The 12,331-nt window shown below is 56.4% G+C and carries 7 protein-coding genes and 1 pseudogene; 5 read left to right on the top strand and 3 right to left on the bottom strand.

Annotation, left to right across the window (positions count from 1 at the left end):
* Positions 1-475: 475 nt before the first annotated feature.
* Together BCAL_RS13815 and BCAL_RS10125 are read left to right on the top strand one after the other, a co-directional pair.
* The gene (locus BCAL_RS13815; protein ID WP_156101982.1) at positions 476-1,150 is read left to right on the top strand and encodes a restriction endonuclease subunit S domain-containing protein; all 675 of its coding nucleotides are present in this window, start codon (positions 476-478) and stop codon (positions 1,148-1,150) included.
* Entirely contained in the window at positions 1,120-2,049 is a 930-nt protein-coding gene (locus tag BCAL_RS10125) for a site-specific integrase (RefSeq protein WP_043167936.1), read from the top strand. Before BCAL_RS13815 ends, BCAL_RS10125 begins: the two co-directional genes overlap by 31 nt.
* Here BCAL_RS10125 and BCAL_RS10120 read toward each other — a convergent pair.
* From BCAL_RS10120 to BCAL_RS10110, 3 genes are read right to left on the bottom strand one after another with little or no spacing between them, the layout of a single operon-like run.
* Complete coding sequence (locus BCAL_RS10120) at positions 2,042-3,256, bottom strand: restriction endonuclease subunit S (RefSeq protein ID WP_202961961.1); 1,215 nt, start codon at positions 3,254-3,256, stop codon at positions 2,042-2,044. The two genes, BCAL_RS10125 and BCAL_RS10120, sit on opposite strands and share 8 nt — an antisense overlap.
* The gene (locus BCAL_RS10115; protein WP_043167869.1) at positions 3,253-5,814 is read right to left on the bottom strand and encodes a type I restriction-modification system subunit M; all 2,562 of its coding nucleotides are present in this window, start codon (positions 5,812-5,814) and stop codon (positions 3,253-3,255) included. The genes BCAL_RS10120 and BCAL_RS10115 overlap by 4 nt, the downstream gene beginning before the upstream one ends.
* A gap of 31 nt (positions 5,815-5,845) precedes the next feature.
* Positions 5,846-6,814, bottom strand: coding sequence for a restriction endonuclease (locus BCAL_RS10110; RefSeq protein WP_043167871.1), 969 nt, complete (start codon positions 6,812-6,814; stop codon positions 5,846-5,848).
* A 216-nt stretch (positions 6,815-7,030) separates the two neighbouring features.
* Between BCAL_RS10110 and BCAL_RS10105 the strand changes: the two genes are divergently transcribed.
* The 3 genes and pseudogenes from BCAL_RS10105 (at position 7,031) to BCAL_RS10095 (ending at position 12,242) form a co-directional block, all read left to right on the top strand.
* Positions 7,031-7,453, top strand: a complete 423-nt coding sequence (locus BCAL_RS10105; RefSeq protein ID WP_338010559.1) for a restriction endonuclease subunit S domain-containing protein — start codon at positions 7,031-7,033, stop codon at positions 7,451-7,453.
* 12 nt (positions 7,454-7,465) lie between these two features.
* Positions 7,466-9,006 (top strand): annotated as a pseudogene (locus tag BCAL_RS10100) (RNA-binding domain-containing protein).
* The gene (locus tag BCAL_RS10095; protein WP_043165464.1) at positions 9,003-12,242 is read left to right on the top strand and encodes a type I restriction endonuclease subunit R, EcoR124 family; all 3,240 of its coding nucleotides are present in this window, start codon (positions 9,003-9,005) and stop codon (positions 12,240-12,242) included. The pseudogene BCAL_RS10100 and the gene BCAL_RS10095 overlap by 4 nt, the downstream one beginning before the upstream one ends.
* The last annotated feature ends 89 nt before the right edge of the window (positions 12,243-12,331 follow it).

Raw genomic sequence — 12,331 nt, 5'->3', positions numbered from 1 at the left:
CAGGTCAGCAACGATCAACTCCATTTCCTCAAGGCCTTCCTCTCGGATCCGTTCCGGGAGGAAGGCCTTGTGCGTATGTGCCGAAACAAGGCGGAGTCTGACGTCATTGGGCGGCGCGGTATAGGGCGGCGCAGCATGATGCGAGCCGTTTTCATCACTTCGTGGCGCGTATCTCTCGCTAAGAGTGCACTCAGCGAGAGATACGCGCCATCGATATGCAAGGATCTCCCGCTGGGTGCCGTTCAGCGAGAGATCACCGCCACGCCGCAACGGCAATCTCTCGCGGAACCCCCGGTCAGTGAGAGGTCCGTGTCAGAACATGGCAGTGATATCTCGCTAGTGGCCGTTCTGCGAGACGTTCTTGGCACAGCCGGACAGAGACCTCTCGCTAAGACGCCGACTGATGAGAGGTGCGAGTCAATCGTCGATGGCGATCTCTGTCTGAGACGGATCGCGACGGGATACGTAGTTGTTGATGAACGGGAAACGACTTGTCAGCCGGCAGCATTATGGGAATGATGCATCCGCTTGGGAACAGCGTAAGTTGGGGAATTATCTCACTCTAAGCCGTGTAGTTGGTCATACGGGCTTAAACGCGAGGAAACTCACGGTTAAGTTATGGGGCAAAGGAGTCGTTGAAAAAACTGACTCCTACGGCGGAAGCGCAAGTACACAATATTTCATTCGTCATGCTGGCCAGTTCATGTATGGTAAGCTTGACTTTCTCCATGCTGCATTCGGAATTGTTCCCGAGAAACTTGATGGATACGAGTCAACACTTGATTCTCCGGCCTTTGACATGTCCGGAATTGACGGCTTATTCCTGCTGAACAGGGTTACGCAGCAGGATTTCTATCTTCGGAATGGGATGATCGCAAACGGTAGCCGCAAGGCGAAGCGAATTCATGAGGATACGTTTCTGGACATGTCGGTGTTGTTGCCGTCTCTTGCTGAGCAGCAGGCCATCGGCCGGTTCTTCTCCCGCCTCGACGACCTCATCACCCTTCATCAGCGTAAGCACCTGAGCCACGCCACTAAACCTAATCACTGTTCCATGTGCTTGTCTGGATGTATCCGTCATCAACGTAAGCGCCTGTCTATCTGCAAAGGAGACCTTACATGTCCATTAGCAAGGACAACTCGGAAATGACGTTCTGCGACTATTACGCACAATGGGTCAGCGTCTACAAGGAAGGCGCGATCCGAGAAGTGACGATGAAGAAATACGCACTCACCCAGATGTGGCTTAACAAGCTCATCCCGGCTCTCAGGCTTGCCGACATGGACCGTGTGAATTACCAGAAACTGATCAATGGATATGCCGAGCACCACGAGCGTCAAACAACAATGGATTTCCACCACCAACTGAAAGGAGCGATTCTCGACGCTGTGGACGAGGGGCTGATCCCACGAGATCCTACTCGCAAGGCAATCATCAAAGGCCGGCCACCACGGGTCAAGAAAACGAAGTACCTGAATCAGTTCGAATTGCATGCGGTCCTCGCCGATCTGGAACTCGGGCCGAAGCCGAGTTGGGATTGGCTGATACTGCTCGTTGCGAAAACCGGATTGAGGTTTTCCGAAGCGCTAGGACTCACTCCGAGCGACTTTGACTTCGTTCATCAAACCTTGTCGGTCAACAAGACATGGGACTACAAGCAGGGGGGAGGTTTTGTTCCGACCAAAAACGCTTCATCAATGCGCAAAGTACAGCTCGATTGGCAATTGATCATGCAACTGTCAGCGCTGCTGAAGGACTTACCCGAATCGGAGCCTATCTTCGTGAAGGGCAAGGTATACAACTCAACGGTGAACGGCGTTCTGGCACGGCATTGCGCGCATGCTGAGGTCCCCGTGATTTCGATTCATGGTCTGCGGCATACTCACGCTTCACTGCTGCTGTACGCCGGCGTCTCCATCGCAAGCGTGTCTAAACGACTCGGACACGCGAGTATGAACACCACCCAAGACACCTATCTGCATGTCATCCGCGAATTGGAGAACAAGGATGTCGACATCGTGATGCGAGCGCTCTCCACCCTCATATAACCCACATCAAGCACCGGTGCTTACGCTGATGAAGGGTGATGAGGTCGTCGAGGCGGGAGAAGAAGTTGCCGACCTTTTGTTGCTCGGCAGCCGATGGTGGAACTGATAACGTCGTTTCGAAGAAATCATCAGGCGCAATATTGAGCAACCCATGATTCCTAGCCCCTTCAGCCGCGATCATCTGGACAGCCTTGTACCAGCGGTTGGTTTCGTAATATGTCACAAGATAATCTGGATCAGCGCCGAGCAGCTCAAAGCATATGTATAACGTTGAAACACAGCCCTTCTCGTACTGTGTCAGACGCTTGATCGCACCCCATGGGCTATCCACGGAAGTGCTCTTGTTATATGCAAACTCGCCTTTCCGGAGCAGATAGTAACCACTCATATCTTTGCTTGCCACTTGACTATTGAAGAACAGCCTCTGATCAATCAACCCGTACTGCGCGGAGATGGTTAATGGAAGATCAGACTCGTTATCCGAATTCTTCCGAGTTATACGCTGGACTAGTTCTCCCAACTTACGCTGTTCCCAAGGGTCAGTAAAACCAGCAAAACGAACCTTCGGAACAGTCTCACCCTCCTGAGGGAACATTTGTTCGAGCATCGCCTTCTTGAAGACAACAAGCTTGTCATGCTTACGCTGATGAAGGGTGATGAGGTCGTCGAGGCGGGAGAAGAACCGGCCGATGGCCTGCTGCTCAACAGTGGAAGGAAGACTGATGTTCAAACCCTCAAGATCACTTGCATGTATATGAACAACCGTTTTCCCCTGAGCTCGTTGAGCGAGTAGTTGCTGGCTGGAACCGTGAGACAACCCATAAGCAAGAAATAAGGGAACGGCTACAGGATGCGGATATATAACGTTGAGATCGCCGCCCAGCGCAATGCCGGCCTTAGTGATCGCCGACGCTCGAGCTATGTCTTCAGCACTCTCTCCCGAAGCTGGAACAACGACCTCAGCCCCTTTACTGTAAAGAGTGCCCTGCTTCGGTTCTGCGTACGTATTTACAAATTCCACCTTTGCTTCATACTGCGTGTACATACGGCCATAGAGGAAAAGAGGCACACCCGATTCTCGGATATCCGCCTTTGAATACCCATTCCCCTTCGTAAAAGAAGCGATCTCCCCCAACTTACGCTGTTCCCAAGAGTCAGTAAAACCAGCAAAACGAATCGAAGGAATGTTCGAATTTTCCGTCATCATTCGCCTCCCAGCAGACTCTTAAGCTCAGCGATGCCGGCCATATCGAATTCATCGCCGGTCAGCCGATCGAGCATTGCTCCCAATTCGGACTCCGCAATCCTGATCTGGCCGCATACATCGGCATAGGTGGTCGCATACTTGTCATCCAACGCCGTCACCTTGGACACCAGTTCGTCGAGTACGGCGACCGGCAACGCTTCCAGCTTGCGCTGCAGCGGATCAATCCACTTGGCGCTCAGCAGATCGGAGACCTGCGTATCGTCCAGCTCCCTGATGACCGTCGCAGTCTTGTCCTCAAGTGCCACGCGCAGGTCCTTGACGGACTTCTTGATCTTGCGTTCCTCATCGAGCAGCTTGTTCGCGCTCACGAGCACACGATCCAAAGCAGTCTGTGGAGCCTTGCCGATGCGTTTCACTTCCTTCTTCAACTCGGCGGAGACGAACGCATCGCCCTCCTCGTTGATCGCGTCGGAATCCTTGTCCTCCTCGTCCAGATTCTCCAGCAGGGCACTCAGCTCCTGCCCGATCTCGGTCAGGCGATGCTCCTGTGATTCGATCTCGGCGAGGTCGGCGGACAGCAAACGCTCCTGCACGAGGTCGAATGGCAACACACGCCCCGTCCAGCCTTCCTGGACCCCGACGTCTTTGCCGCCTTTCTTCTTGATGACCATGTTGGGATCCACCGCACGTACGGCGTCGAGCCCGTCGTTCTGTATGGTCTCAAGGTCAATCGATACCTGCTGCCAACTGTCGTCAAGTACCTGATAGGCGGAGTACGGATCCACCAGAGGCGTATCGGCCAGCCGACGGAACAACTCGTCCGCCAACTCAGTCTCCTTGGCGGCGACGTTCACGGATGCACAATCATCCACCAATTCCCGGCGCAACAGCATCGGGTAATCGGCGAACACGCGCTTGTACCGATCGATATAGTCCTTGACTTCGGCATTGCCATACACCGTCTCACGAACCGAGCCGCCGGCGACCTTTGCGATATGGCCGTTCCTCGTCTCGAATAGCTGCGACTTGAGACTTGGGAACACGTCCCAGAACCGTTGCATCGCGTCGATCTCATGCGTAGGCGCGCCGCCGAACATGGTGGCGTAGACGTCCCAGCTTTCGGCCGGCTCGGACGAGTCGACGTAGCGAGGGATGTTGAGGTTGTAGTCGTTCGCCCGGATCTCGTCGATGCCGACCAGACGGCTGAACTTGTCCACGTCCTTCGCGCCGGTCACCACGTCAACGATTCGACGGACATCGCAGGCACGCAGCTTGTTGTTCTTGCCGTCCTTTATGAAATGCTTGGACGCATCGACAACAAGCACATGATCGTCGTCGCGGTGCTTGCGCAACACCATCACGATGGTGGGGATACCCGTGCCGAAGAAAATGTTCGCTGGCAGACCGATGACGGCCTGAATATGGTGGTGTTCCACGAGGTTCTTGCGGATCGCGCCTTCCTCACCACCGCGGAATAACACACCATGAGGTAGGACGATGCACATGATGCCGTCGTCACGCAGATGGTAGAGGTCATGTAGCAGGAAGGCGTAATCGGCCTTCGACTTGGGGGCGATGCCGTATTCGAAGCGCAGATCGGTCCCCACCTCCGGCGGCTCCCAATTCTGCGAATACGGCGGGTTCGAAACCACGGAGTCAACGAACAGCGGCTCATAGGTCTCGTCCTTGGTCTCGTCCGTGTCGAACCAAGGCCAGTCGGACTTGAGCGTGTCGCCATTGCGGGCCACGATGTTGTCCGGCAGGATGCCGCGCATCACCAAGTTCATGCGCGTGAGGTTGTAGGTGTTCTCCTTGAGCTCCTGCGCATAGTACTTGATGTCGTTCGGATTGCCATTACGGCGGGCTACGGCCTGACCGATGTGGATGAGCAGCGAACCGGAACCGGACGTAGGATCATAGATCGTGATCTCCTTGCGTCCGCGCAGGTGCCAGGCCACGATCTCGCTCATCAGCTGGGAGACCTCGCTCGGCGTGTAGAATTCGCCAGCCTTCTTGCCCGCGTTGGAGGCGAACTTGTCGATCAGGTACTCGTAGATGTAGCCGAGGGTGTCATACCCCTGACGGCTGTCCATCGGAATGTCCTTGATCAGGTAGATCAGGTCGCGGGAGGCCTTGGAACGACTCCGCTCATCGGTGCCAAGCTTGGACAGGCCCGTCTGCAATGTGTCGAAGATGCCAGCAAACACGCGCTTGTGCACCGGATTGATGTTGCGCTCGAACGCCGAAAGCGCCGTGCGCACGTCCGCGATCTCGAAATCGGCGCCCTTGTTAATCCATGTGGTGAACAGATTGTCGTAGGAGATGAAATAGCCACACAGGTTGCGCACATCTCGAACGAGCTCGGGGTCGTCCTCGACCAGATCCGATAGATCCTCATCGGTCCAGTCATCCGCACGGAGACGGGTCACCAGAGTCTCGGAGAGGAACTTGTAGAAGATGAAGCCGAGAATGTAATCCTTGTACTCGTTGGCCTCTATCTTCGAACGCATCCTGTTCGCGGACTCCCATATCCTGGAGGCGAGCTGCTGCTTGTTCATGGTCGTTGTGGTTCTCCTGCTATTGTTTTTCTTATTCTTCGTCCGTGTATTCGTTGAAAATGTCGCTGTCCACGGCCTTGATCTCGTAGGTCCTGCGGGTGCTGACACCAAAATCATGCTCGATCATCAATTGCGCGAGCTTGTGCCCATCTACAAGGATGATGTGCTGAAGCTTCGCATAGTCGATCGCCTGCCTGCTGAATTTCGCGGTGGTGACGAACAATCCCCTACCGCCGCGCCCTGCGATGGCACCGACGAAGGCCTGAATAGCCGGCCTCCCCACGGTCTGATCCTCGGCGTAACGCTTGGCCTGCACGTAGATCAGATCAAAGCCGAGCTTGTCCTCCATGATGATGCCGTCGATGCCCTCGTCCCCGGTGATCGGCGTCATCTGATTCGCCGAGTCGAAGGCGCCATATCCCATCTTCGCCATCAGATCGAGCACGAAGCGCTCGAACGCCACCGGCGAGAGTTTGAGGACCTCCGTCAGCAGATCGTCGGCAAGACGCATGGAGATCGAAGCGAACGCGCGGTCAAGGGCCTCGTCGGGGGTTTCTTCCGATGGTTCCTCTTTCCCTGATCCCATATGGCTTGATGCATCCGGCGTCCGACCGGATCGAGTTGATCCGGGAGCCGGTTCGGAAGTGCCGTCGCCGCTGTCGCCGCTCACGAAATCACGGAATGATTCATATCGGTTCAGGTATTCGTTATCGATAGGCTCCCCCGAGACAAGGGCCTTCCTTCCCTCTTCGGTGATGCGATAAGCGCCACGCTTGGGACTCTCCATAAGCCCGGCTTTCTTGAGGTACGTTCTGGCCCAGCCAATACGCCCATTGAGCACCCGCGAGCCTCCGCTGGGAAGAAGCTGACGACGTTCCTCCTCAGTCACCTTGAACTCGTCGGCGAGCGCCGCCAACATCTCGCCGGACCCGTGAACCTTGCCATCGGAAAGGAATCGGAGCACCGGACCGAAGAACTCGTCGTATCTGGGAATTGCCATTATCCACTTCCATCTCCGTCGTAGCCGTGTAGCCATGATACGCCAGACAACCCATTCAGCGCATCCGCTTGGGAACAGCGTAAGTTGGGGGAACTAGTCCAGCGTATAACTCGGAAGAATTCGGATAACGAGTCTGATCTTCCATTAACCATCTCCGCGCAGTACGGGTTGATTGATCAGAGGCTGTTCTTCAATAGTCAAGTGGCAAGCAAAGATATGAGTGGTTACTATCTGCTCCGGAAAGGCGAGTTTGCATATAACAAGAGCACTTCCGTGGATAGCCCATGGGGTGCGATCAAGCGTCTGACACAGTACGAGAAGGGCTGTGTTTCAACGTTATACATATGCTTTGAGCTGCTCGGCGCTGATCCAGATTATCTTGTGACATATTACGAAACCAACCGCTGGTACAAGGCTGTCCAGATGATCGCGGCTGAAGGGGCTAGGAATCATGGGTTGCTCAATATTGCGCCTGATGATTTCTTCGAAACGACGTTATCAGTTCCACCATCGGCTGCCGAGCAACAAAAGGTCGGCAACTTCTTCTCCCGCCTTGACGACCTCATCACCCTTCATCAGCGTAAGTTGGAATTGCTGCGGAACATCAAAAAATCGCTGCTTGACAAGATGTTTGTGTGACGGGAGATGATCATGGACACATTCGATATCGCACGGCTTGATTCGTACCGGGAGAACAACCGAATCGAGCGAAAGCCGCGAAGGGCGGATTGCCACGCAGCATGTGGGAGACCTACTCCGCGTTCGCCAATACCTACGGCGGAATCATCCTGCTCGGTGTCAAAGAACGCGACGATGGCACGTTCGAGACGGTAGGACTCACACGGCCCGAAGCTGAGCATTTGCGTCAGGATTTCTGGAACACGGTGAGCAACCGTTCCAAGGTGAGCGCCGTGCTGCCCATCGAGTCCGAAGTCGAACTGCTCGAAGACGAGGGAGGCGCGGTCGTTGCCATCCATGTTCCCCGCGCCCCACGCGAGGAGCGTCCCGTCCACATCAACAACGATCTCTACAACGGCACCTATCGCAGAAGAGGTGAGGGTGACTACCGCTGCACAAGAAGTGAGATCGTATCCATGGTGCGCGATCAGGCGTCCGAAGGAATGGACGGCAAGGTGCTTGACGAGTTCTCCGTCTCGGATCTCAACGCCGAAAGCATCAGGGGTTATCGCATGCGTTTCCAGACGGCGCATGCGCAGAGTTCGTGGAATCCCCTTGGAACCGAACTGTTCTTGCGGGCCATCGGCGCCGCAGCCGTCAGTCGTGAGGACGGCAGGCTGCACCCCACCCTTGCCGGCATGCTCATGTTCGGCAACGACTATGACATCCTCCGGGAATGTCCGAACTATTTCCTCGATTACCGTGAGGCGCTCGACCCGTCGATACGCTGGACCGACCGGGTACATTCTGGTGACGGATTATGGTCGGGCAACGTCTTCGACTTCTTCTTCCAAGTGAGCCGCAAGCTCACGTCGGTGCTCAAGGTGCCGTTCAAGCTCGACGGTATTCTCCGCGTGGATGACACACCCATGCACAAGGCGGTCCGTGAGGCCTTGGCGAACTGCCTGTTCAACGCCGACTACTACGGCGTGCGTGGCGTGGTGGTGCGATGTGAACCGTCGCGTCTCGTCTTCGAGAATCCGGGGAACGTGCGAACGGGCGTCGAGCAGATGCGTCTGGGAGGCATGTCCGATCCGCGCAACGCCGGCATCATGAGGATGTTCGGGCTCATCGATGTAGGGGAGCGGGCCGGCACCGGCATACCCGATGTCTTCGCCACATGGGCGGAGGCGGGACTCCCCGAACCGCAGATCGAGGAGACGTTCGGTGAGGCGGAGCGAACGACGCTCACGCTTGAGCTCATTCCAGTGACGAATAATGAGCAGATAAACGAGCAGATAAGCACATCCGGTGAGCAGATAAACGTATCGGATGAGCAGATAAACGAGCAGATAAGCACATCCGGTGAGCAGATAACCAGTCGTCAGACAACGGTGATGGACACCATCACTGCGCAGCCGGACATTACGTATGATGAGCTTTCCCACGCTGTGGGTGTGTCATCGGCCACTGTGCGCAGGGACGTCGACGTTCTGGTCGCGGCTGGTCTGCTCAAACGGGTCGGGTCGCGCAAATCGGGTCACTGGGAGATTCAAGGAGGAACGGGGCGATGATCTTCGACAGGGAATCGGAATTCGAGGAAAGCGTCATCTCGGTGCTCAAACAACACGGCTGGACGGACGGTGTGCTGCGCTATCCGACCGAGAAGGATCTGCTCGAGAACTGGAGGGGCATCCTCTACCGCAACAACTGCGGTGTGGATTGTCTCGGACAGTATCCTCTGACTGACGGCGAGATGGCGCAGATCCTCGAACAGATCGAGACGCTGCGCACACCGCTCGCCCTTAACTCGTTCGTCAACGGGCGGACCATCTCCATCATGCGTGACAACAAGGAGGATACCGCGCACTTCGGCAAGGAGGTCAGTCTCTACATCTACGACCGCAGGGAGATCGCCGGCGGCAAAAGCGTCTACCAGATCGCCCAGCAGCCGGTCTACCCGGCTAGGAACAAGATGCTCGACTCGCGGCGCGGCGACATCACCTTGCTCATCAACGGCATGCCGCTCATCCACATCGAACTGAAGCGCAGCGGCATCCCGATCAGTCAGGCGACCTGGCAGATCGAGAAATACGCGCATGAAGGCGTGTTCACCGGATTGTTCCGACTCGTGCAGATCTTCGTGGGTATGACCCCGGACGACGCCGTGTACTTCGCCAATCCTGGAGTCGACCGATTCAACCCGAGCTACTACTTCCACTGGGCTGATTTCAACAACGAGCCCATCTGCGGAGGCAACAAACCCGGCACCGACGAATGGAAGCGGTTCATCGGCGGCACATCGGGCACAGCCGGCCTGCTGTCCATCCCGATGGCCCATCAGCTCATTGGCTTCTACACCGTCGCCGACTCCTCGGACGGCTGCCTCAAGGTGCTGCGCAGCTACCAGTACATCGCCGCGAACGCCATATCCGACCGTGTGCGCACCTGTGATTGGGAGTCTCGCCCCGAGACGCCTGGGCGACGTGGCGGCTACGTATGGCATACCACAGGTTCGGGCAAGACCATGACCAGCTTCAAATCGGCGCAGCTCATCGCCGATTCGAAGGATGCGGACAAGGTCGTGTTCCTGATGGACCGCATCGAACTGGGTACGCAGTCGCTCAAGGAATACCGCAGCTTCGCTGACGACGAGGATGATGTGCAAGGCACCGAGAACACTGGTGTGCTGCGGGATCGCCTCACCAGTACCGATCCCAAGAACACGCTCATTGTCACCTCCATCCAGAAGATGAGCAACATCAAACCGGGAGAAGGCGGCATCACCCAAGCCGAGCTCGACCGCATGGCGGCCAAGCGCATCGTCTTCATCGTGGACGAATGTCACCGTTCCACCTTCGGCGACATGTTGCAGGACATTCGCAGGTCCTTCCCCAACGCGCTGTACTTCGGGTTCACTGGAACGCCGATCCTCGATGAGAACCAGAAGAAGAACTCCACCACGTCCATGATTTTCGGTGGATGTTTGCACCGGTACAGCATCGCCGACGGCATCCGCGATCATAATGTGCTCGGGTTCGACCCGACCATGGTTGCCACCTACAAGGATTCGGACGTACGAAAGGCCGTGGCTCTGGATCAGGCCAAGGCCGACAGCGTCGAGGAGGCGCTCGCTGACCTCACCAAGGCCGAGGTCTATGAGCGCTACATGAACAAGAACGAGGTGCCGATGGCTTCCTTGACCGATAACGGTGGACGGAAGATCACCGGCATCGAGGATTTCCTCGGGAACGACCAGTACGGTATTGGCAGTGAACACGAGGACATGGTGGTTGCGGACATCCTCGAACAGTTCCCCGTGCTGAGCCACGCGAACAAGTTCCACGCGATACTTGCCACCAGCTCCATCCCCGAGGCGATCAGCTACTATCGCCTCTTCAAGGAACGTGCGCCTCAGCTGCGTATCACCGCGTTGTTCGACCCGAACATCGACAACAACGCTGGGGCGACCGTGAAAGAGGATGCTCTGTCCGAGATCATTGGCGACTACAACACGGCATACGGCAAGGAATTCACCATCCCGACATGGCCGGCCATGAAGAAGGACATCTCGACGCGCCTGTCGCACAAGACACCATACGGCGGAATCGACGCGAAACGCGATCAGCGTCTTGATCTGCTCATCGTCGTGGACCAGATGCTCACCGGGTTCGACTCGAAATGGGTGAACACGCTGTATCTGGACAAGGTCATCGAATACGAGAGCATCATCCAGGCGTTCAGCCGCACCAACCGGTTGTTCGGACCGGACAAGCCGTTCGGTGTCATCCGCTACTACCGCAAGCCGCATACCATGCGCCGCAACATCGAACGCGCGGTCAAGCTCTATTCCGGCGATCGTCCGCTCGACCTGTTCGTGCAGAAACTGCCGCAGAACGTGGCGGCCATGGATGCCCGCTACAAGGAGATCCTCGACGTGTTCTCCTCATCCGGGCACGGAGACCTGCGCCATCTGCCAGAATCGGAGGAGGCCAAACGCAAGTTCGCCAAGGAATTCATCGCATTGAACCGGTTCTTGGAATCGGCGAAGGTACAAGGGTTCGATTGGGACAAGGAGTCGTACGCGATTACGGACGAGGACGGCAGCCAGACGATCGTGTGCCCCGAGCTCGACGAGCGCACCTATCTCATTTTGGCGAAACGTTATAAGGAACTGTTCGAGGGTGGTTCCGATGGCAATGAGACCGGTGGCGGTGATATGGAGGCGCCGTACGAACTGGACGGCTATCTGACCGCCATCGACACCGGTCCGATCGACACGGACTACATGAACGCCAACTTCACCAAATGGCTCAAGGCGCTGCGCGAGGACAGCTCCGAGCTGGAACAGGCATCCGAACTGCTGCATCGGTCGTTCGCCACGTTGTCCGCAGACGAGCAGCGACTGGCGGAACTGTTCCTGCACGACGTGGAACGTGGCGATGTGGCCGTGGAGGACGGCATGACGCTGCGTGACTACATCACCCGATATTCTCGCCAGGAGAAAGACGAACAGATAGGCAAGCTTGTCGACCGATTCGGTGTTGAGCGTTCGCTGGTGGAGGAGTTCACTGGCAAACTCGTCAACGAAACGAACATCAACGAGTTCGGACGACTGGACGCACTGTTCAACTCGGTCGACAAGAAACGTTCGAGGAACACACTCGAGGCATACCTGCACACGGCCATATCGCAGCCAAAGGTGAACAGGACCGTGCGTACCCTGCTGCGTCGCTTTGTGCTCGAAGGTGGTTTCGACGTCGACGCGGAAATCATGAACAGCGTCAAATCCGGTACAAAGGCTGCCTAACTGCCTAACTATGGATACCTCTCGTCGAGCGGGCGCTTCGCGAGAGGTATCCATCGGATGACGGCAGTGGCATCTCGTCATGCCTTGTT

The organism is Bifidobacterium callitrichos DSM 23973 (genome assembly GCF_000741175.1).
GTDB lineage: Bacteria > Actinomycetota > Actinomycetes > Actinomycetales > Bifidobacteriaceae > Bifidobacterium > Bifidobacterium callitrichos.
Note: the sequence above shows the minus strand (reverse complement) of the source record. Positions and strands in the feature narration are given on the sequence as shown.